Source organism: Streptomyces sp. NPDC050485, from assembly GCF_044458185.1.
Taxonomy (GTDB): domain Bacteria; phylum Actinomycetota; class Actinomycetes; order Streptomycetales; family Streptomycetaceae; genus Streptomyces.
This window is the reverse complement of sequence record NZ_JBITHR010000027.1, coordinates 60,838-81,375: the sequence shown is the minus strand read 5'-3', so window position 1 is coordinate 81,375 and position 20,538 is coordinate 60,838. Positions and strand designations below refer to the sequence as shown.

Genomic DNA, 20,538 nt, shown 5'->3' with positions numbered 1-20,538 from the left:
TATGGTGCGGCGGGGCGTTCGGGCGCAACGGGGGGAGCTACTCTCCGACGAGCGCGTCCACGAAGGCCTCGGGTTCGAACGGGGCCAGGTCGTCCGCGCCCTCGCCGAGCCCGACCAGCTTGACGGGCACGCCCAGTTCGCGCTGGACGGCGATGACGATGCCGCCCTTGGCGGTGCCGTCGAGCTTGGTCAGGACGATGCCCGTGATGTCCACGACCTCGGCGAACACCCGCGCCTGGACCAGGCCGTTCTGGCCGGTGGTGGCGTCCAGGACGAGCAGGATCTCGTCCAGCGGGCCGTGCTTCTCCACCACGCGCTTGACCTTGCCGAGCTCGTCCATGAGCCCGGTCTTGGTGTGCAGCCGGCCGGCGGTGTCGATGAGGACGACGTCGGCGCCCTCGGCGATGCCTTCCTTGACGGCGTCGAACGCGATCGAGGCGGGGTCGCCGCCCTCGGGGCCGCGCACGGTGCGGGCGCCGACGCGCTCGCCCCAGGTCTGCAACTGGTCGGCGGCGGCCGCCCGGAAGGTGTCGGCCGCGCCGAGCACGACGGACTTGCCGTCGGCGACCAGGACGCGGGCGAGCTTGCCGGTGGTGGTGGTCTTGCCGGTGCCGTTGACGCCGACGACCATCACGACGCCGGGGACGGTCTCGCCGCCCTCGGTCTTGACCTCGCGGTCGAAGTCCGGGCCGAGCAGGGTGAGGAGTTCCTCGCGCAGCAGCGTGCGCAGGTCCTCGGGGGTGCGGGTGCCGAGCACCTTGACGCGCTCGCGGAGCCGGTCGACCAGTTCCTGGGTCGGCGCGACACCGACGTCTGCGGTGAGCAGGGTGTCCTCGATCTCCTCCCAGGTGTCCTCGTCGAGGTGCTCGCGGGAGAGCAGGGTGAGCAGTCCCTTGCCGAGCGAGTTCTGCGAGCGGGCGAGGCGGGCGCGCAGCCGGACGAGCCGGCCGGCGGTGGGCTCGGGGACCTCGATCGCCGGGATCTCGGGAGCGGGCGGCTCCTCGACGGCGACCGGCGTGGCGGGCGCCTCGGGAAGGCCGACCTCCTCGATGGTGCGGCGGGGTTCCTCAGCCGTCTCCGCGGCGTCCTCACCGACCTGAGGTTCGGCGGGCGGGGCTGTGATGGTCGGCGTGCTCGGCGGTGCGGTGGGCGGCAGCTGCTTCTTCTTGCGGCTGCTGACCACGAGCCCGCTGATCACGCCGACCGCGACCAGGGCGATGACTACAGCAAGGATGACGAATTCCATGAACCCGGATGGAGCCTTTCCCCTGCTCAGGCAGGAGGGAGTCTAGATGATGAACCCACACGTCAACAGTAAGCCGTCAGTGGTAGCAAGCCAGCCCGTGTGATGCACGCCGATGTGGTTCGTTATGGAGCTATGACCCTCACCGAATACGGGGGACGCCGACCGTTGGCCACCCCCACTATGCGCCTAGAGCTACTGGGGTGCGCGGAGTGTGAGCGCATCGCGACCTTGGAAGCCGTCGCGGCCTACACCGCCGGGAGCCCCCCGGATGAACACTTTGACGACCATCTAGAGCTGATGTACGCCCACCAGCGGGATTCGCATCCCGCGTTCTACCTGGCGGTCTCCGCCGTGATCCTGGAGCCGTGGGCGCGGTGCTGCTGGTGTGACCAGCGACTCAACATGGGGCAGGAAGACCTGATCGCGCTTGCGTGTCAGGACTGCGCCCGCAGCTTCGCGTGCGGGCACTGTGGGCGGTGCTTGGCATTCGAGACGTGCAACCCCACCACCGAATCCGATTGTGCGGAGGAGCCCGCCACGCGCCGAGGGTGAGAGGCAGAAGCACCGAAGCGGCCCCGGTCGCTCGCATTGGAGCTGCGAGCGGACGGGACCCTTCGTGGTGTCGGCTCTACTGCCCGCGTCTACGCGGGCTGGTGTCGGAGTGTATGAGTGCGTCGACCTGGTCGTGCAGCTCGGCGAGCGTGCCGCCGTTGTGCAGCCGACAGTCAGCGTGCTCGGGGCCGAGGTGCTCGCCCTCCCGCTGGTCGTCCTCGGGGATTCCCTCCCGGGTCAGGTAGACGATGGTCAGCCCCTGTCGGCGGAGTGCCTGGGCTTCATCGGCTAGCCGTACGTCCGTGACAACGACTGGTGCCGCTGTGGCGCGGATGGTGTTCACGGCTAGGTCTGTCCAGATTTCCGGGCCGAAGGTGCCTGCGATGCCATCAACGCTCATGGCCCACAGGAAGCGGCGGACTTCGGGGTACTCATCCTTGACGTACTCCCACCCGTGCTTCTCAACGGCGGGGTACAGGTGGACTAGTTGGGTATTCCCGTTGGAGTCGCCGTGGGCCCCAATGACGGGATTCATGATCAGACCGAGTTCCTTGATGGGCCCGGCGATGCTCACCCGCTCGTACCCGTGCCGCTCGATCAGGTGATCTGCCACGGTGTCTTTGCCGACGCGGGGGCGGCCGATGATCCCGATACTTCGCATGTCAGGAGCCTATCTTTCGCTCAACTTGGCATATGCCATACGGCAGTTGGGCTGGTCACACAGGCAGACGGTAGCGCTACGGTTGTGCTTGGCACTACCCGACGGCGAGCCCGTCCGGCCCGCCCACACGCAAGGACAACTCCAAATGACCCAAGCGGACCACGCGCAAGCGTGGGGAAGGTCGCTTGACGGGCCCCTCTGGGGCACCCGCCAGCGACGCGACGAACATCAACCGTTCTGTCTCCCGAACGGTTGGATGCTGGCAAGCGGGACGGCAGGCGGTTTTGTGGCCTCCCCTCCCTGGTTCATCGAGAAGCGCGTGCGAGCTGCGCAAGCGGGCGAATGGAAGAACCCGCCCCCGGTAGTCGTACGGCTTCAGGCCAAGGTCTACGGCTCCACGTGGGAAGACCTGATTACCAACGTCGATGCGTGGCGGGATCAGTACTACGCCGCCGTGTTCGGGGTAGACGCGCGGGGAGTTGCGTGATGGCCGACCCGATCAAGTATCAGCGCCCGCCGGTTGAGCTTGCGGGAGCGATGGACGCCTACCTGTATGGCTGCACTCCCGCCGAAGACTGCGGGGTATGCGCGTCGCTCATGCATGAGCTGGACGACGCCAAAAAGGCCGAGGACTGGGGAAAGGCGTACGACGCGGCGGCAGCGGTACGCAACCACCCAAGGCACGATCAGCGCCCCCGTTCCATCTCCGCGACCGGTAGTCCGTGCTCTGCTCCCGTGGTCACCAAATGAGCGAAGTGGAGCCCCATACATGGGCCTGTCACATCTGCGCCGAGATGATCGGCGTGTGAGGTCCTAACTACGAGAGAGAGGTGATCAGTCGGTGAGTGTCTCGCTGGAATTCGAGCTGTCGCTTAGAGGTGGGCCCCCTCTGCCCAACCCGCCCCCGGCGCCGTCTCCGCCGGGAACACCCCCCGTGTAGGCACACAGTCAGCCCCCGCCGACGTGATCGGCGGGGGCGCTTTGCGTTCAGTCGAACTTGGTGCGTCTCGGGTAGCAGCATCCCGTGAGGCTGACCCACGTTGCCTTGAGGGTGGAGACGATGAGCTGACCGTCTGGCTGGACGTCGATGCGGCATGTGGGGGGTCCGGCGCTGCCCCATTGCACGCCGCTGGACATGACGGCGAACCGGTCGGGGCGCCCGTAGTACGGGACGACCGCGACCGTTGCCGATTGCTCGATGGGCTGCCCGTTGGCGCGGGCGATCTTGCCTGTCAGGAACACCATGCCCCCGGACAGGGCGTAGCCGGGAATGTCTCCGTCATGGGCGATGAACCCGTCAAGGATTTGGAGCGGCACCCACGTGAGCTTGAGGCTGTCGAGGGTGTCGCAGATGGCTTGCATCTGTTCCCAGCCGCGCGGCGGGTCGGCGGGCTCGGGGTAGGGCAGGCGCAGGTCCGGGGTGTACTTGGTCATGAGAGCTCCAGTCGGCAGAGGATGACGTTTGCGGCTGAACTGACCAGCACAAGCACGGAGTTGCCCGGTGCCGGCTGAATGTCAGGGGGTACGAGAGCGGTGGTTTCGGCGGTGCTTTCCAGGGCGACCGTGGCCTTAGCTCCGGCGACGGCGGTGACCGTGGCGAGCACGAAGCGCGGGCCTGGGGTGGTGGGGCGTTGGCTGAGGACTTGGGCGACGGTCGGCATCACGGGCTCTCTTCGTCTTTGGGGGCGTTGGTGATCGTGAGGGACATCGGGCCGGACGCGAGGAGCGGCAGCGTCAGGGAGGTGACGCGGCCCCGGAACGCGGTTCCGTCGGTGACGACTTCGGCGACGTCGCCGAGCTCTACCGCCGGATCGGGCACGCACTGGATCGGCTCGGTGCGTGAGATCGCGGAAGCGCTCACGAGGAGCTGCCGGGCGGTGGCGAGACAGTCCGCGCTCGTGGTGAGCATGTCCGACTGGTAGAAGCGCGGGCGGCGTCCCCAGGGGCCACCCACGCGGATCGGGGAAAGCGGGTCGGTGATCTCCGCGACCGCGTACGGCGCGGGTTCCTGGTTCTCCCCCGCCTTCCCCGTGGCGATGACCGCGTTGTACAGGCGGCCTCGTTCTCCGGTGCGCTGGCGGGTGACCACGGTCCCGTTGCGGCCGGACACGAGGCGCAGCTGATAAGGCGTGGCGGCGGTAACCGGGGCATAGGCGGGGGCGGCGGCGAGTTGGCCCTGGTCATCGACGTACCAGCGCGCGCCCCACGCGTCGCACAGGTCGTCAAGGTTGCGGGTGCGGTCGCGGTCCCACACGGTCAGCGCGTTCACCTTCCGCGACGGCAGGTGGGAGTCGATGACGGTGGGGAGGATGTTGTCCGCGAGGCGCGTGAACTCGGTGGCGTAGGTGTTGTTCTTGGCCGGGGTCTCGGTGCGGTAGTGGCGTGCGTCGGCCAGGAGCTGGGCCAGGTCAACGCCCGTCACGGTGAGCGCGCCCTCGTCCTCGGCGCGCTCCCATCCGGTGATCAGGTACCAGCCGTGGTCGAGTAGCTCGCTCTGGCCCGCCGGGTGGTGGATCCCGGCCCGGATGTGGAGACGCTGGCCGTAGGCGGCGAGCGGGTGCGCGGGGTTGCTGCCCGGGTCCCACACCGTGCCGTCCGGGGTGCGGGCCGCAACGGTGAGCGTGACGCGGCGGCGCAGCGTGGCGGTGTCGTCGTAGGTGATCGAACCGGACACGATCGGGATGCGGTCGGCCAGGCGCACCCCGGAGCGCCAGGATTCGACGGTTGCGGCGACGTGGTGGGCGGCCGGGATGACGTGGGGCCACGTGAGGGATGTGGGGCGCATCGTCAGCCTTCCGGGTTCCAGCGCGACAGGTCCAGCCAGGTGGGCATGTCGGCGGGGATCGCGTCCCACCGGGCCCAGTTCGCGGCCACCTGGTCCCAGCCGACCCGCAGCGCCCGCGCGGTAGCGGGGATCGGCGCCACTTCCTGTACTTCGACTTCCACGAGGCGCTCCCACGCGTCGCCGAGTTCGGGGTACAGGCGAGACTCGGTGATGTCGCCGACCGCCGCGTAGGTGGTGCGGATCGCGCTGTCTGGCTGGGTGCGGAGCAGTACCAGGCGCCCGGCGAGGAGCACGCCGTAGAGCGCTTCGAGCTCGGCCTGGGTGCGGGTGAGGAACACCCACTTCCCCTCGGGGATGGTGTGGATGTCGGACAACACCACAGGGTCCGGCCTGTTGAGGACGGTGAGGACGCTCTGGCGTGCCTTGCTGGTCCGCTCGGCCCAGGCCCGGAGCGTGACGGCCACCGTCGCCGCGCTGGTCGTGTCGGTCAGGAAGCATCCCCGGGTGCCGTCGATGAGGATGGGGCTCGATTCGATGATCTGGACGGTGCCGTTCTTGCGGGTGATCGTGAGCCGGTAGATCACGGTCTGTCCCAGCGGCGCCTCGTGGTCCTCGATCGAGATCGCGCCCGAACTCTTGTCGCCGAGATAGATCGGTACGTTCTGGTCGCCCCCGCCCTGGGGCGCTACGCGTTCGATCTGCCAGGCGGTGACCGTTCCCGCATCGCCGATCCACGCATCAATCTGGATATGCGGTACCGGCTGGTCGGGGGTGACGGTGGCCCACAGCGTGGCCGGGCCCACGTCGACATCCACCGTGGCCGACGCGGTCTCCGTGGCACGGTCGGTATCGGCCCACGTCTGGACGAACTCGCCCACCACCGACCACAGATCGATGGCCCTTTCGAGCAGCTGCCACGTGGCGTACAGGACCGGGCAGGGGGCGGTGACGGTCGCGGTGTAGGTGTGGTGGCCGGGGTCGCTGTACTGATAGGTCCCCGTTCCCGTGCCGGTCGCGTCCAGCGTGATCTCGACGCTTCGGCCGTCGCCGGTCGCTACGGTCGCTTTCCCGGCCTGCTTGCCGTTGGTGACCGTGAACGTTGTGGTCGCGCGGTCGTCGGGGGTGGCACTGGTCTTGGCTTCCAGCGCGAGGCGCGGCAGCGGCCACGGCTGGTCCCCGGCGACCATCAGGCCCAGCCCCCGGCGGCGAGGCGGGCGCCGTCCTCCAGGAGCGCGCGGTTCACCGTGCGGTGGATGCGGCCCTGAAGCTGCTGCCCGTCGATGGACACCATGAGGTGAAACTGCGGGTTCAAGCTCAGCGCGGTGCGTCCGCGCGTGGGTGCGTTCCTCGGCCCGCCCAACCACTCTGCGTTGCGGCCGGCTGAACGCAAAGTGTTCGCCTGCTTCGGTGCGGGACTGGACAAGAGCCCGCCGATCGCGCCCCCGATGTCGGACAGCACCTTGGGCATTTTGATCTTGCCGAGCCAGTTGATCAGTGAGCTGACCTTGTCGATGACCCACCCGATAGCGTCCTTCACGGCGTTGAAGCCGGATACGAGCCCGTTCCAGATGGATTTGAACGCCCCGCCGACGTACCCGCCGAGCGTCTTCAACTGTGCCCAGACGGCCTGAACGATCCCGCGAAAGGTGCTGGATCGCTGGTACGCAAGGTAGACCCCAGTCGCGAGCCCGGCCACGAGCGCGATTACGAGCCCGATCGGGTTGGCGGACATGGCGGCGTTGAGGAGCCACTGGGCGGCGGTCCACACGGTGGTAGCGATCCGCGTGGCGTTCATCGCCACGGTCTGGGCGCCCATGGTGGCCATCCACACCAGACCCCGCACGTTGGCCGCTACGACGGCTGCGAGGTAGGGGCCCGCCAGGATCGCGGCGGCCACGCCGATGGCGGCGATCAGCGGTGCCCAGTCAGATACGGTCTGGGCGATCCACTGGACGAACGAGGCGATAGCCGGGATGACGACGGTGAGGATCGTCGCGGCCAGAGTCCCAAGGACCGGCAGCACGTTGGTGATGAGGAACGCGCCGAGCGTCTGGAGCACGGGAACAACGTTGGTACCGATCCAGGAACCGAGCGCGAGCAGTGTCGGGCCGAGCTGGCTTCCGATGGTGCTCGCGAGCGCGCCGATCGCGGGCAGTACGTTCGCGTTGACCACCGTGGCGGCCTGGGTCAGGTACGGGAGAACCTTGGTGCCGAGGGCTGCGACCATGTTGTCCCACTGCGCGGAGAGGCGCTGCACCTGCCCTTGCAGGGTGTCGGCCTCTTTCGCGAAATTGCCCGTCGAGTCCTTGGACTGCTCGGTGATCAGCGCGAGGCGCGCTTGGGTGTCGGTGAGGTTCTGTGTTGCGTGGGCGGCCTTGTAGGCCTGGACGGCGGTCTGCGAGAGGTTCAGGCCGTAGCGCTCGGCCGGGTCGGCCTCACCCCGGAACGCCGCCGTGAGCGCTTCTACGGCTTCCTGGGTGGTGCCGCCGAACATCGACGCGAGGTCGGCGCCCTTGGTGATCAGGGAGTTGGTCAGCTTGCCAACGTCCCCCAGCGCAACGCCCTGGTTCTTCAGGGACGCACCCAGGATCACGGCCATGCCGCTGTAGGACTCTTTGGAGAGTCCGGCGGCCTGGGCGGCGTCAGCCGCCCACCGTTTCATCTGCTCCGAAGAGCCTTTGAAAACCGCGTCGAGTGCCCCGAAGTTCTGCTCTACCTCGGATGCGCTCTTGACGGCCTTGGTGGCGAACGCGGCGATACCGCCGAGCCCGGCTGCGGCAGCCGCCGTGACGGCCATGCCCTTGATGGTCGAGCTGAGCTTGTCGAAAGCGCGCTGCGCTGTCTGGGCGCCCTGCTGGGCCCGCCGTGCATCGGCGGTGATCCGCACAGAGAGGATGGCCGGTCTACCCATGGGACTACGCCCCTTCCTCCACCCCCTCGATCTGCTCCAACAGCCGCCACATCAGCGCGACTTCCGCATTCGTCAGGCAGCGCACCTCACGCGGGCTGATACCCCAGGCTCTCGACAGGGCAACCCGCGCATACAGGCGCGCTACGTAGGGTCCGCATCGTCCTCCACATCGACCGCATCGACCATCACGAGATCGACAATCTTGAGCGTCTTCCACGTCTCGTCCGGGATGGACGGGTCATCACGCTGCGCCAGGATCACGGCGGCGGCTCCGGCCACCGACATGGCGCGGGCGCCCATCTGATCGGCGGTGATCCCGACCATCGCGCACGCGCGGTCTGTCTCCTCCACCGTCAGCTCGTTCATGTCGCTGACCCACTTCTTAGGCACCTGCTTCCGCCCTTCTGACAAGCTCGCGCAGCGCGCGTTCGTAGTTGTCCCGCCACTCAGGCTCGGTGCGCTGGGCGGCGATCGCGATGAACGGGAACCCGCCGATCGGGCCGCCGCGCCAGCCGCGCGCCGGATTGGGGCGGCTCGGCCATCCCCAGTGCACGGGACCCGCGTAGCGCACCGAAGCGCGCCCGGCCCGCACGATGGCCATCGTGCGGGTACCGGAGCTGCGCAGCGTGCGGGCCATCCGGCCCGAGCGGCGCGGCGCCAACGTGGCGGCGGCGCGTTCGACCACGGTGGCGGCGCGGGAAGTCACGCCCTTCAGACCGTTGAGGAGCTCGTTACCGCCGACGCGGCGCAGCGCCCGGCGGACGTCGCGCATGCCGTCGATGGCGTAGACCGTCGCGGCCATGGTCAGCCGTCCTTACGGGACTTTGGTCCCGGTGCCGGCTGGGCCGAAAGTCCTTCCGCGGTGGCCTGCTCCGCCCCGTTCGCGGGCTTGGGTGCCTCGGTCCGGACGGGCTTGCCGACGACCGGCCACTCGGCGTCCGAAGTGATGCGGGTGTTCACGTCTCCGCCGATGACGACGGCGGCCACGCCGCATGTCCCGCTGTACGTCGGCCCGTCCTTGACGGGCTGCCACGAGAACGCGACTTGTGTCCCGTCGTTGTCGAAGGCGAAGTTGATGAAGCCTTCCTTCGACTCCCAGTCCTGGATACCGGTGAACTTCAGCACCCAACTGGTCTTGGTGGACGCGGCCAGCGAGTCGCCGCACAGCACCTCTACGGCCTCCCCGGAGTCCTCCTGTGAGGGTTCCAGGGTGACGGCGGTTGCCTGGCATGAGGCGGTCAGCGTCGGGGTGTCCTTGGGCCCGAAGACGAGAATGCCTTCCTTCAGCTTGGACTCGACGATGGTCATACGTACTCCTCTACCGTGACCTGATAGGCCATGGACGGCTCGATGTGCGACGGGTCGGAAAGCGGCTCGTAGGAGACGAGTTCGGCCAGCGTCCAGCCGGGCCCGTCATCCAGGACGGTCAGCACCTGGTCCAGGAGCTCGGCGAGCGGATCGAGCTCGGCGCGCGCGCCGGGCAGACCGATCACGAGAACCTGATGCTTGGCCTTGTAGCCGCCGCACTGGACCCCGTCCGGGGTGAGCTGCGGCGGGGCGATCAGCACGCACGGCGCGACCACGTTGCGCGGGTCGGTGGTGACCGGCCGGTCGACCTGGGCGCGGATCCGGTCGGCGAGGCGTTCCATGGCGTCGGTGACGCGGGACATGACGATCACCCGACCTGGGGCGGCGACCACGAACCGATGCGCAACAAGCGCTCGACGTCCGGATCCCACTTGGCGACGTAGGCCGGTCCGGCGTCCCCGTACACCGCGACGCCGGTCGGCGAGGAGCGGCGCGCGAAGAGCCGTTGGGCCTGCATGAGGAGCGCGGCCCGGATGTCCTCGGGCCAGACCGGTACGTCATCTGCTTGACGTACAGGACTGGCCGGAGACGTACCGGGCGACGGCGGCCGGGACAACGTCCGCAGGCGCGGCACGGTGTCGACGGCGAGCGCGTTGATGGCGGCCACGGCCTGGGCGAGCCATACGCCGTCCGCCGTCCCCGGGTCGGGGACGGCGATACCGATGACGGCGCACACCTCGGCCACCGTGATTTCTGCGGCGGCCATGGCTACTTGCTGCCCCCGGGCTTCGCCTTCTGCTTGAGCGGGGCGAGCTCGGCAGGCTGGGCCGGATAGGTCGCCAGATAGCCGTACGTGGCAATCTGCGTGCTGAGCGCGGACGGTTGGACGGCCTCAAGCATGCCGCGAAGGTCTTCGTAGACCTCGACGGCTTCCGAGACACCCACGATCAGCGTTCCAGCGGGGAGCTGTCCACCGACCACGATGCGCAGGCCCACGAAGTCACCGCCCGCCGGGTCGGACGGCCGGACCGACCCGAGCGCATTGGACGGCGAGAGCACCGGGAACAAGGGCCGCTTGCTCTCATCCACGTGGCTGCCCAGAAGTGCCCAGATGTCCGGGGACATCCACACGCGGTCAGGGGGATTGTTGTGCGGCTGGTAGACCGTGGCGGCGGCGGTGTAGATCGCGGCGTTCAGCGCGGCCGGGTCGTCCAGGTCGACCTCAACGGGCGTTCCGGCGGTGGTCACCAGGTCCGTACATGCCCGGGTCTCCGCCTGCCGCATCAGATTCGAGGTCAGGTCCTCGATGATCAGCGACAGGGCCCCGGGGGTCGTCCAGTCGACCACCTGCCGGGAGATGTTGACCCAGCCGCCGTACGTGCTCTTCGCGACGTCCTCGGCCGACACCTTGAGCTGCTGACTGGCAAGCTCGTCCAGTTCCTTCGCCTGCTGATCCACCTTCGTGTGCTGGGTGATCCGCAGCCGCTCGAACTTGTTGGACGTCGACGGCATGGTGCGCACAGCAAGGGAGTTCCACACCGGGCGCAGCGTGCTGAGCCGGTCCTGGATCGGGCCGACGATCACCTGAGGCAGCAGACCGGGAACCATGTCAGTGGTCTCGTTCGCGGTCGCTGCACGGATAACGCGGGTGACGCGCTCGAAAGGGATGCGGTTGCCGTTGACCATGAGTTCCAGCGAGGCGGCCAGGTAATCGGCCGCGTCCACGCGTTCGCGTCCGGCCACGATGCCGGGCAGGCGGCGGCCGTAGCCGTCGCGGTCGATGACGCGCGCGGGGCGGTGTGCGTCGGCGGTCTCGATGCTCGCCGTCACCTCGGGCGCGGCGAGCGGCGCGGCCTGCTCGGGCGCGCGGAGCTCGGCCATGATGCGGCGGACCGTTTCCTCTACCGCCTCAACCGGCGCGGCCGGGGGCGGGGGCGTTGTGGGCTCGGGAGGCATGGCGGAAGTCCTTTCGGCGGTGACGCGGGTAGCCCGCGCGTTGGTGTAGGCGGGGAGCGCCACGAGGGACACCTCCCGCAGGGCGGCGCGGGTGACGGTCACGCCCTTGCCGTCGTCGTCCTCACTCCACTCGATCGGCTCGACCCCCACGCTCAGCCCGTCCAGCACGCCATCAGCGGCGAGCGAGAGAGCTTCGTCGGCGGCCTGGTGGCGGCCCATCCGGAAAATGGCGTCGGCGCGGATCTCGGAGTCAGCCAGCGTGCTCATGACGCCGAGCGGCTGGGCGCGGTCGTGGTCGCGCAGCAGCTTGACGCGGGTCAGGTCCTGCTCGGCCTCAAGCGAGCCGGGCGCGAAGGTGACCCCGTCGAACGGGCCGCCCGGGTGCGAGCGAACGCCGTATTCGAGGATCTGGCCCTCAATGGTGCGCTCCCGGGGCTCGGCGGCCTGGTCCTGGTGCTCATCGTCGGCGGCGACCACAGCAGTCAGCGGCGACGTCATTCGCAGCATCACGGCGCATCAACTCGCTTGGGTTCAGGCGCCGTTGAGGGCTCGGCGGCCGGGGTGGGCGCGGGCTCGATTTTGGGTGCGGCCCCCGACAAGTCCTCTGCGTCGCGTGCTTCCTGGCGTGACATCACGCCGAGCGGGATGAGCGCCTGGTAGCGGTGCGCGCGTTCCAGCGGGACGGCCCGCGAGAAGTCATCGAGGCAGAAGCGGACCTTCTGCCCGCGCGGGCTGCCGTTGCGGTCCGACATGCTCAGCCGCTGCTCGATCGCAGCGAGGTAGGGACCGAAGCACAGCTCGATCAGGTCGCGGCGTTCGCTCTCCAGGTTGCTGTAGGTCATCGAGTCGCCGGAGGTGACGGCGGCGTACCGGGGCGGCAGACCCAGGTGACGCACGAGTTGCAGTGCGCATTCCTCGCGCGCCTCCACCAACTGGAGCTCGGCCGCCGTCGACTCCACCGACTCGTACTCCACCGAACTGTTCAGCCACCGTGTGGTGCCGCCCGCGAAGCTGCCCTCCCACCGGTCCAGCAGTTCGCGGACCTCATCGTCTGTGAGGTCGTACTGGCCCACCTGCCGCAGGTAGCCGGTCGGCACGGACGGGGAGGCGTACCGGTTCGCGGCGAGCTCCAGCATGATCGCGGTCGTCACCGCCGACCGCCCGTGGATCAGGAAACCCTCATCCGGGCCGTCGAAGCGGATCAGATCATCCACCGGGACCGGGTGGCCCTTGTAGGTGGCCCATTCCCGGCTGATCTCGTCCGAGCCGGGCGCGTGCTGGACCTGGACGTACTCGGGGTCCAGGCGCACCACCTTGGTCGGGTAGCCGGTCCAGGAGTCGCGGTCGGTGACCTTCCACCACGCATGCGGGTAGAAGATCAGATCCGCGACGGTGGCGGCGATGGTGCGGCAGTACGGGCGCCACGTCTCGGGCTGCTCCAGGAGCGGGCCGGGCTCGATCTGCTCGCCCCAGCGCCAGCGGATCAGCGGGAGACCGCCGACCGCCCCGGAGATCAGGTTCACGGAGCGGCGCACCACGGGGACTTGAAGGGCGACGGCACGCGGCACCATGCCGCCCGACAGCCATCCGCCCACAGGATCCGCGCCGGAACGGATCTGGTGAGCCAGGACGGGGCTGACTCCGGAAACCCCGCCCCGGCCTGGAACGGGCGTGTCCCCGATCTGAAGTGAGGCGGCGGCCTGCACGACCCGTGCGCGACCCACCAACCGTGACACCGGGGCGAACCATCCCATGTCCGACACCGTACGTGTTACGTATAACGTCCGCATATCGGACGCCCCGCAGGTGGTAGCCTCTGGCTCCCCCGGGGCCAGACCTCACCCCCCAGTCCCGGCCCCGGGGGACCTTCGGCCAAGCCGCGGTAGGACTTTGGTCCCGGGGCCGGCACAGTCTTAAGTCCCGACGACGATGAGGCGCGGGGCGGGGGTCTGCTCGCCGGGGTGGGTCAGTCCGTAGGCGGCGAGCTCGGCCGCGATGAGCGCGGCGGGTGAGCTGCCGTCCTCGGCCATGAGCCGCGACACGACTTCCTGTTCCCGCACGAGCCGGGTCTGTGCGGCCGACAGGGCGGCGTCCAGTCGTCCGGTCTCGTCGGGGCGGTGGGCGAGGGTTCCGGCGGTGAGCTGGTCGCGGAACTCGGCGTGGGCCTGGACGACGTCCCCCGCGCTGATGGGGATCAGCGGGACCTGTACGGCGCGCTGTTCGGACAGGGCGGCGTGCACGGTTCCGGCAGGGCCGTGCGCGTCCACGACGACCGCGACCGGGCGGTGACGGCGTACGAGCTCAAGCAGGCGCGGAGCGATCCAGCCGACGCCGCCCCGGCCCTCGATCACCTCCACCGCGCTCCGGCCGTCAGGAACGCGTCCAGCGGCCACGATGACGCCGCCGGAGCGGTCGGCGTGCACCTCGGCGGCGAACGCGATGGGCGAGCCGGGCGCGAGTTTCTCGGCGGTGCGGGCGCCGTCCCACAAGGCGGGGGCGATGACGAACGTGTCCGAGGAGACCCAGAAGTTCCCGAAGGCGCGGGCGAACTCCCCCGGCGCCAGGGTCTCGGCTGCTTGTTCCAGAGCGCGCATCCCGATCGTGTGCCCTAGCGCCGGGTGATGGTCAGCGTAGATCTGAAGATCCGTGAGGTCGGTGCAGTCCGGCGGGATGGACCAGTCGAAGTAGGCGAGCCGGGTCGGGCGCCCCGTGCGCTGATCCTCCCGCCCGCGCTCCACCATGGCGCGCATCCACGCCGAGCGCCCCGTTCCGGCCGTCGACACGTACCAGGTCTGCGCCCACGGCCTCGTTGCCTGGGTCGGAACCAGCGCCTGAGTCAGCGCGGTTCCCTGCTCCATGAGGAAAGCCCAGATCTCATCCACGAACACCAGGTCGGCGTACTTGCCGTGCAGCGCGTCGGTCGACGGCGCGAACACGCCGAGCTGCCCGCCGTTGGCGAAGGTGATCCGCTCGCTCCCGTTGGCCCGCCGCACCGTCGCCAGACCCGCCAGCGGCGAGCGCTCCACGTGCTTCACAGTGGTAAGCCACGTATCCCGGGCGTCGTTGCGCTTCTGGGCGGTCATCCACGTCGCGGCGTCCGGCAGCATCAGCGACCGGTGCGTCATCACCGGGCGGAGCAAGGTGGTCTTGCCCGACTGACGCGGCACCGTCACCAGGACCTCGGGATAGCGGAACCCGATACCGGACGGATCGATCTCCAGGGCAACCCAGGAAACGTAGTGCTGCCACGGCATGAACGGCTGACCGAACGCGGCAGCCAGCGCCGCTACGGCCGGTCCGTAGCTACTGCTCCCAGGGGTTGGCCTGGTGCCCCACCGTGGGGGCCGCCATGGCACTGAGGAGCGCTGCCAGGGAGTCATCAGCAGCCCCCTTGGGCTCGGGGACGAGTCCGGCGAAGGTCATGACGTCCAGCACCCGGGGCAAGAGCTGGGCGACCGCGTACGGATCGTCGGCGGCGCCGTCCAGCGCTCGGGCCGCAATGCGGATCACGGCCTCAATGCCCGCGCATCTCGGATCCGCCTTGCCCCCGGCGCGGGAGGCCCGGATAGCCGCCTCCACCCCGCGCTCGGCGCGCCCGGCCACGCGGCGGGGGTGCGGGACGCTGGATCCCCGGTTCGCCCGTGTGCGCTTAGTAGACGCCATGACTCGCATTCTCCCTGGTCAGGCCCGTTTGGGCGCGTTATGTGCGGGACCCCCCTCCCTTGGCGGGGAGAGAGAACAGGGGGGCGCGGGGTGTCCGCGATGCCCCCCGCCCAAAAAGATCGTTCCGGCCCGGAACGATCTTGCTTTCGGGCCCCGCGGCTTCACTCTGCGTTTGTGCCGGCTGAACGCTCTGTCACCAGTCGCGTGAGGGCTCGGCGCACCAGCCGCCCGCACCCCGAGCCAGGTTGCAGGGGCGGCAGCTCCCGCGCAGATTGCTGCGCCGGTCGTCCCCGCCGTGAGCCCTCGGGATGATGTGGTCCACCTCGGCGGACGGCTCACCGCACTGCCAGCACAGCGGTTCCTCGGCCAGCACCTGGGCGCGCGTCTGCCTCCACTGCCTGGTACTGCCGGTCTCACTGAGCTGACTGGTCACCGCAGGTACAGCCTGGATCGCGACACATGGCGAGGTGATCCGAACAGTCATCGAGGATGCGCGCGGCCAGCGCGAGGTCAGCCGGATTGAGACGCTGCCAGTAGCTGGGCCAGCCGTTGGCATCCACGGTGCGCAGCACACTGACGCCGGGACCCGTAACGCACATGGTCGTGCCGTCCAGATGACCGCCGACCAGTTCGTAATGGCCCAGCCGGTACATCGCTTTGGTCATCGAATCGCGGTCCTTTCGTACGCCTCGAACATGCCGAGCTGCTGCCACGGCACCACCTTGACGATGTGTCGGTGACAGTGGAGACAGAGCCAGATCTCCCGGCGCCCGCGCTGATCGATGAGGTGCTGTTGTCGGTGGCGGCAGGCACGCCGCTTTGCCGTGTCCATGCAGTGATCATTCCCGCGCGGCTGGACCTATCCACAGCCTGGGGAACACTCATCACCGCATCGGAATACAGACGATCATCAGCAGCCCGATCCCCACCAGGACCGTGCCGAGTACGAGGTAGCCGATTTCGCGGACGTCAGCGCGCGTACGGTTCGTCTGCGGGCCGAAATCCAAACCCCCTGAGGAGTCCGCCGGAACCGCCGTCGGTGTGCCGCCCGGGGTCGCTCCAGCCCGTCTCGTGAGCATCCACGGCGGCCCGGTAGGCCTCCCGCTGCCCGGCGGCGTACGAGCGGCCCGCAGCCGCCTTGGAAGGCAGTATCCGGGACGTGAGCATCACCACCAGGGCCGCCATGATCAGGGTCGTGAGAGACATGCTCATCACTGCCGCTACCGCAACTGAGGTCATGACCCGATGATCAGACCGCGCCGAAGTGCACGCACATTCAGGTAGGCCAAAGGGGCGCCCCTCTGGAGCGCCCCTGACTGGTCATCAGAACGGGATGGGCTCGCTGTTCTTGGCGGGGCGCGCCATAGATACCACGTTGGCGGCCTTGCGCGTTGTCGGGCGCGCTAGGTGGACGTTCGTCGTGTCCATGTGGTGCCGGACCTTGGAGACTGCCCGGCGGTCGCTCACGTACCCGAGCGACGTGGCGTCGTCGTCGTGGTCGAGCTGGACCTTGACGGCTTTCACGTTGCCTCCCGTGGTGTCGTACACCACGTCCGCGACCAGGGCGCGGAGCTGGTGAGGGTGAGTGAAGACGCCGAAGCGCTCCGCGAACGACTTGAACTCGTTGGTCGCTCGGGTGGAGTTCCACTCAAGCGGATAAATGGCCTCATGGGCCTGGAAGTTCTCGGACAGCCAGGCGGCGGTCTCGGTGGGACAGGGGATCCACCGGGCGTCATGCGCTTCGTGCCCCTTGGTCGCCTGCCCCGGGACACGGAAGTGCGGCCAGCCGTCGCGCGGCTGGACCCACGCCGGTCGCAGCCGCCGCGCCGTACCGATACGTACGCCAGCCGTTCCCATCACCAGGGTCGCCGCGTAATGGCGGCGGGCCCAGTCATAGACGGCCGCGTCACCACCGGCGCCCCGGTTCTCCTCCATGAGCTGGAGCGCGCCCGCGCACAGCCGCTCGTAGTCGTCTTCCTCGATGGGCTTGGTTTTGTCTGACGCTCCGCGCTGGGACCGGATGAACTGCGTCGGCGGGTTCTGGATCTCCAGGCAGAAGTAGAACGAGCGGAGCGCGGCGATGAAGGAGTTGCGGTATCCGGCGCGCATCGGACGGCCCTTGCGCGCCTCGATGCGATCGGAGATGACCCGGAGCGCCCTGGTGATGTCGGGTTTGGTCAGTTCGCGCGGCGGCTTGCCCACGATGTGGCAAAGGTCGGTGACGGCACGCGCGTAGCGCTTGAACGTCTCTTCGTTGCGCCCCTCCCCCAACAGCGCGTCTTCCCAAGCGAGAAAGTCGGGGTCCGTGATGGCCTGGGGTGTGGCATGAGACTTGACGCTGGCACTGCGTTCACGGGCGTACCGCAGCCACGAACGCAGGGCCACGCCGTACTTGCGGCCGCTCGCTCCGATTCCCTTTCCCTTGGCATCGCTGAAGTGCAGCGAGACGGCATTGTCGGGCAGTTCGCTCGGCGGCACCCCCAGCCGGGTAGCCATGGCCGCGACCATGCGTGACGATGCGTTCGCTTCTTTCTCGCTGCCCCCCAGGGCAACCCGTTCCAGCACCCATTGCTGAAGCTCGGGATAGCTCAACTTCGTTCCTCTCAGGTGTTCGATTCGAGGCCGATGCCGATGCGATTCGAACGTTGCGAGACTCAGCTCACCCCCGGGAAGCGACACGCCCGAAACGATCACACCGTCAGCCCCCCGGGATCACCCGAAGAGCCCACCTGAGCTGTGGGTTAAGCAAGACGAATTCCATAACCGTCCCAGTATCGGGCATGGGCCCCGGAGGGACCCAGCTTGTGTCTTCCTCCAGGAACGGAACGGAATTATGGGGCAGGTGTCAGATTAAAGTACGATAGAAGTAGGCCTATCAACGCGCGTAGAGTCCCCTTCGACCACCCCCCACCGGCTCAGCGCCGAGCCGAGCGAGAGGCACGGAACTCCACCCCCATGAGCACTAGCACCCCCGACGAAGCGCAGAGCGCCCTGGAAACACGCGGCCTGGAGCCGGTGCCGGACGCGGAGCGCACCGCGAGAACCCGCGAGCTCTTCCCCACCTGGGTCGCCGCCAACATCAGCGTGCTGCTGCTCACGATGGGCGCGAGCCTGGTCGTCGCGTACAAGCTCAACTTCTGGCAGGCGATCGTGGTCGCCGTCTGCGCCCCCGTCGTCTCGTACGGCCTGGTCGGCCTCATCGGCATCGCGGGCAAGCGGGGCGGGGCGCCCGGCATGGCGCTGTCGCGTGCGGTGTTCGGCCAGCGCGGCAATCTGCTGCCCGGTTCGCTGATCTGGGTGGCGCGCTGGGGCTGGGAGACCATCAACGCGGTGACCGGCGCCTATGCGGTGCTGACCGTGCTCGACATCCTCTTCGGGATCAAGAGCAACACGTTCCTGATCATCGTCACGCTCGCCGTCTTCGTGGTCATCACCTTCGCGATCTCGGGTCTGGGCATCCATGTCGTGCAGAAGTGCAACAAGTACGCGACGTACCTGTTCGGCGCCTTCTCGGTCCTGGTGCTTGTCTACCTGGTCATGAACACCCACTGGTCCGCCGTCTTCGACCAGCCGGCCGGCAAGACCTCGCTGATGGTCGCGGGCACCGGCATGATCGCCGCCGGCGGTGTCAGCTGGATCCCCTCGGCCCCCGACTTCGCCCGCTACCTGCCGCGCACCGCCTCCTCGAAGGCGATCGTCGGCAACTCCGTCGGCGGCGCCGGCATCGTGGTGCTGCCCATGGTCCTGATGGGCGCCGTCATGGCGGTCTCCACCCCGGACCTGGCCTCGGCCAGCGACCCGGTGTCCTTCCTCGGCGAGATCCTGCCGATGTGGATCGCGGTGCCCTACCTGCTGATCGCGCTGGTCGGCATGCTGCTGATCAACTCGATGTCGATGTACTCGGCGGGCTTCACCGCGCAGACCCTCGGCTTCAAGATCCCGCGCCACTGGGCCGTCTCGGTGAACGCGGTGATCTCGCTGATCTTCGGCGGCGTCCTGATGCTGGTCGCGACGAGCTTCATGGGCTCGTTCATCGCCTTCCTCTCGCTGCTCGCCGTCGCGTTCTCGGCCTGGGTCGGCGTGTTCGGCGCGGACATGCTGCGCCGCACCGAGTACGACGCCAAGGCGCTGCTCGACACCACCCGCACCAGCGCCTACTGGTACCGGGGCGGCTTCTCCCCCGCCGCGGTCATCGCCTGGGCGGTCGGTCTGCTCGGCGGCCTGATGTTCACCACCTCCGACTGGTTCACCGGCCCGCTGGCCGCGAACAACCCGGTCGGCGAGTACGGCCTCGGCTGGGTCGCCACCATCGTGATCTCCGGACTGCTGTACGTGGTGCTGCCCAAGCCCCCCGTGGTGACCCCGGAGCCGTCCGAGACGGTCAAGTCCCCCGAGCCCCTGGCCGTCTGACGCGTCGTCAGCTACCGTCCCCCTGCACCGGAACCCGCCCCGGTGGAGGGGGATTTCCCATGCCGTTCACGGTCGTACGCATGAATCTGGTGGACCCGGCCGCCACCTCGCAGTCGCTGTCCGCCCGCTACCGGGCGGCCCTGGAGATGGCGGCGTACGCCGACGACCGGGGCATCGACACCGTCCAGACCGAGGAGCACCACGGCGCGGACAACAACTGGCTGCCGTCGCCCTTCGCCTTCACGGGCGCGGTCTTCGGCGCGACCCGCCGCCTCGCGGTGACGGTCTCCGCGATCATCGGCCCGCTGTACGACCCGCTGCGCCTGGCCGAGGACATCGCGGTGCTCGACCTGGTGAGCGGCGGCCGGCTCGTCACGGTGGCGGGGATCGGCTACCGGCCCGCCGAGTACGAGCAGCAGGGCGTCGAGTGGGGGCGGCGCGGCAGGCTCCAGGACGAGCTGCTCGAAACCCTCCTGAAGGCGTGGACGGGCGAGGAGTTCACCTTCCGGGGGCGTCAAGTCCGGGTCACGCCAAGGCCGTTCACCGAGCCGCATCCGATGCTGCTGGTCGGCGGCTCCTCGCGGGCCGCGGCCCGCCGCGCGGCCCGGCTGGGGCTGCCGTTCTTCCCGAGCGCGCATCTGCCGGAGCTGGAGGCGTACTACCACGCGAAGCTCGCCGAGTACGGCACCGACGGCTTCTGCATGATGCCGACGGCGCGGACGCCGCTGCTGCACATCGCCGAGGACCCGGACCAGGTGTGGGCCGAGTACGGCGAGCACTTCCTGCACGAGGCGCGGATGTACGCGTCCTGGCAGTCCAAGGACATCCGCTCGGCGGTGAAGTCGGCGGCCACCACGGTGGACGAGCTGCGCGCCGAGGGCGTCTACCGGATCGTGACCCCCGAGCAGTGCGTGGCGCTGGCCGCCGACACCCTGGTCCTGCACCCGCTGTGCGGCGGTATGCCGGTGGACGAGGGCTGGCGCAGTCTGCACCTGTTCTGCGAACGGGTGCTGCCCGCGCTCTGAGGGTTCTGACAGCACACTGCC

At 68.8% G+C, this 20,538-nt stretch carries 25 protein-coding genes; 4 read left to right on the top strand and 21 right to left on the bottom strand.

The window, feature by feature from the left end:
* Window positions 1–37 precede the first annotated feature (37 nt).
* Both ftsY and ACIBK6_RS35710 read right to left on the bottom strand, forming a co-directional pair.
* Window positions 38–1,246: a signal recognition particle-docking protein FtsY gene (gene ftsY / locus ACIBK6_RS35715; protein ID WP_399056544.1), complete on the bottom strand. Its 1,209-nt coding sequence runs from the start codon at window positions 1,244–1,246 to the stop codon at window positions 38–40.
* Window positions 1,247–1,874: 628 nt separating this feature from the next.
* Window positions 1,875–2,459, bottom strand: coding sequence for a hypothetical protein (locus ACIBK6_RS35710; RefSeq protein ID WP_399056542.1), 585 nt, complete (start codon window positions 2,457–2,459; stop codon window positions 1,875–1,877).
* Between the two features lie 145 nt (window positions 2,460–2,604).
* Between ACIBK6_RS35710 and ACIBK6_RS35705 the strand changes: the two genes are divergently transcribed.
* Both ACIBK6_RS35705 and ACIBK6_RS35700 read left to right on the top strand, forming a co-directional pair.
* Window positions 2,605–2,946 carry a hypothetical protein gene (locus tag ACIBK6_RS35705; protein WP_399056540.1) on the top strand — a complete coding sequence of 114 codons (342 nt, stop codon included), beginning with the start codon at window positions 2,605–2,607 and terminating at the stop codon, window positions 2,944–2,946.
* Entirely contained in the window at window positions 2,946–3,209 is a 264-nt protein-coding gene (locus tag ACIBK6_RS35700) for a hypothetical protein (protein ID WP_399056537.1), read from the top strand. The genes ACIBK6_RS35705 and ACIBK6_RS35700 overlap by 1 nt, the downstream gene beginning before the upstream one ends.
* A gap of 237 nt (window positions 3,210–3,446) precedes the next feature.
* On the opposite strand, the gene ACIBK6_RS35695 is transcribed toward ACIBK6_RS35700, so the two are convergent.
* The 19 genes from ACIBK6_RS35695 to ACIBK6_RS35605 all read right to left on the bottom strand — a co-directional run bounded on the left by ACIBK6_RS35695 (window position 3,447) and on the right by ACIBK6_RS35605 (window position 17,674).
* Complete coding sequence (locus ACIBK6_RS35695) at window positions 3,447–3,893, bottom strand: hypothetical protein (RefSeq protein WP_399056535.1); 447 nt, start codon at window positions 3,891–3,893, stop codon at window positions 3,447–3,449.
* Window positions 3,890–4,123 (bottom strand): hypothetical protein, encoded by a 234-nt coding sequence (locus tag ACIBK6_RS35690; RefSeq protein ID WP_399056533.1) that lies wholly within the window; start codon window positions 4,121–4,123, stop codon window positions 3,890–3,892. The genes ACIBK6_RS35695 and ACIBK6_RS35690 overlap by 4 nt, the downstream gene beginning before the upstream one ends.
* Window positions 4,120–5,244: a DUF5047 domain-containing protein gene (locus ACIBK6_RS35685; protein WP_399056532.1), complete on the bottom strand. Its 1,125-nt coding sequence runs from the start codon at window positions 5,242–5,244 to the stop codon at window positions 4,120–4,122. The genes ACIBK6_RS35690 and ACIBK6_RS35685 overlap by 4 nt, the downstream gene beginning before the upstream one ends.
* A 2-nt stretch (window positions 5,245–5,246) precedes the next feature.
* Entirely contained in the window at window positions 5,247–6,431 is a 1,185-nt protein-coding gene (locus ACIBK6_RS35680; RefSeq protein WP_399056530.1) for a hypothetical protein, read from the bottom strand.
* Window positions 6,431–8,155 (bottom strand): hypothetical protein, encoded by a 1,725-nt coding sequence (locus ACIBK6_RS35675; protein ID WP_399056528.1) that lies wholly within the window; start codon window positions 8,153–8,155, stop codon window positions 6,431–6,433. The genes ACIBK6_RS35680 and ACIBK6_RS35675 overlap by 1 nt, the downstream gene beginning before the upstream one ends.
* A gap of 141 nt (window positions 8,156–8,296) precedes the next feature.
* A complete protein-coding gene (locus tag ACIBK6_RS35670; RefSeq protein WP_399056526.1) occupies window positions 8,297–8,521 on the bottom strand; it encodes a hypothetical protein in 225 nt (74 codons plus the stop codon).
* A gap of 16 nt (window positions 8,522–8,537) precedes the next feature.
* Window positions 8,538–8,957 (bottom strand): hypothetical protein, encoded by a 420-nt coding sequence (locus ACIBK6_RS35665; RefSeq protein ID WP_399056524.1) that lies wholly within the window; start codon window positions 8,955–8,957, stop codon window positions 8,538–8,540.
* Between the two features lie 2 nt (window positions 8,958–8,959).
* Window positions 8,960–9,463, bottom strand: coding sequence for a hypothetical protein (locus tag ACIBK6_RS35660; RefSeq protein ID WP_399056522.1), 504 nt, complete (start codon window positions 9,461–9,463; stop codon window positions 8,960–8,962).
* Window positions 9,460–9,825, bottom strand: a complete 366-nt coding sequence (locus ACIBK6_RS35655) for a hypothetical protein (RefSeq protein WP_399056520.1) — start codon at window positions 9,823–9,825, stop codon at window positions 9,460–9,462. Before ACIBK6_RS35655 ends, ACIBK6_RS35660 begins: the two co-directional genes overlap by 4 nt.
* 5 nt (window positions 9,826–9,830) lie before the next feature.
* Window positions 9,831–10,229 carry a hypothetical protein gene (locus ACIBK6_RS35650; RefSeq protein WP_399056518.1) on the bottom strand — a complete coding sequence of 133 codons (399 nt, stop codon included), beginning with the start codon at window positions 10,227–10,229 and terminating at the stop codon, window positions 9,831–9,833.
* Between the two features lie 2 nt (window positions 10,230–10,231).
* A complete protein-coding gene (locus tag ACIBK6_RS35645; protein WP_399056516.1) occupies window positions 10,232–11,917 on the bottom strand; it encodes an HK97 family phage prohead protease in 1,686 nt (561 codons plus the stop codon).
* Between the two features lie 8 nt (window positions 11,918–11,925).
* The gene (locus tag ACIBK6_RS35640; RefSeq protein WP_399056514.1) at window positions 11,926–13,173 is read right to left on the bottom strand and encodes a phage portal protein; all 1,248 of its coding nucleotides are present in this window, start codon (window positions 13,171–13,173) and stop codon (window positions 11,926–11,928) included.
* A gap of 159 nt (window positions 13,174–13,332) precedes the next feature.
* Complete coding sequence (locus tag ACIBK6_RS35635) at window positions 13,333–14,673, bottom strand: terminase large subunit domain-containing protein (protein ID WP_399056512.1); 1,341 nt, start codon at window positions 14,671–14,673, stop codon at window positions 13,333–13,335.
* A gap of 49 nt (window positions 14,674–14,722) precedes the next feature.
* The gene (locus tag ACIBK6_RS35630; protein ID WP_399056510.1) at window positions 14,723–15,082 is read right to left on the bottom strand and encodes a hypothetical protein; all 360 of its coding nucleotides are present in this window, start codon (window positions 15,080–15,082) and stop codon (window positions 14,723–14,725) included.
* A gap of 193 nt (window positions 15,083–15,275) precedes the next feature.
* Window positions 15,276–15,515, bottom strand: a complete 240-nt coding sequence (locus ACIBK6_RS35625) for an HNH endonuclease (protein ID WP_399056509.1) — start codon at window positions 15,513–15,515, stop codon at window positions 15,276–15,278.
* The gene (locus tag ACIBK6_RS35620; protein ID WP_399056507.1) at window positions 15,496–15,747 is read right to left on the bottom strand and encodes a hypothetical protein; all 252 of its coding nucleotides are present in this window, start codon (window positions 15,745–15,747) and stop codon (window positions 15,496–15,498) included. Before ACIBK6_RS35620 ends, ACIBK6_RS35625 begins: the two co-directional genes overlap by 20 nt.
* A complete protein-coding gene (locus ACIBK6_RS35615; RefSeq protein WP_399056505.1) occupies window positions 15,744–15,914 on the bottom strand; it encodes a hypothetical protein in 171 nt (56 codons plus the stop codon). Before ACIBK6_RS35615 ends, ACIBK6_RS35620 begins: the two co-directional genes overlap by 4 nt.
* Window positions 15,915–16,051: 137 nt before the next feature.
* Window positions 16,052–16,288, bottom strand: coding sequence for a hypothetical protein (locus tag ACIBK6_RS35610; protein ID WP_399056503.1), 237 nt, complete (start codon window positions 16,286–16,288; stop codon window positions 16,052–16,054).
* A 117-nt stretch (window positions 16,289–16,405) separates the two neighbouring features.
* Window positions 16,406–17,674 carry a hypothetical protein gene (locus ACIBK6_RS35605; protein ID WP_399056501.1) on the bottom strand — a complete coding sequence of 423 codons (1,269 nt, stop codon included), beginning with the start codon at window positions 17,672–17,674 and terminating at the stop codon, window positions 16,406–16,408.
* Window positions 17,675–18,037: 363 nt separating this feature from the next.
* On the opposite strand from ACIBK6_RS35605, the gene ACIBK6_RS35600 reads away from it, so the two are divergent.
* Window positions 18,038–19,492 carry a cytosine permease gene (locus ACIBK6_RS35600; protein WP_399056499.1) on the top strand — a complete coding sequence of 485 codons (1,455 nt, stop codon included), beginning with the start codon at window positions 18,038–18,040 and terminating at the stop codon, window positions 19,490–19,492.
* Between the two features lie 59 nt (window positions 19,493–19,551).
* Complete coding sequence (locus ACIBK6_RS35595; RefSeq protein WP_399056497.1) at window positions 19,552–20,517, top strand: LLM class flavin-dependent oxidoreductase; 966 nt, start codon at window positions 19,552–19,554, stop codon at window positions 20,515–20,517.
* Window positions 20,518–20,538: the final 21 nt, after the last annotated feature.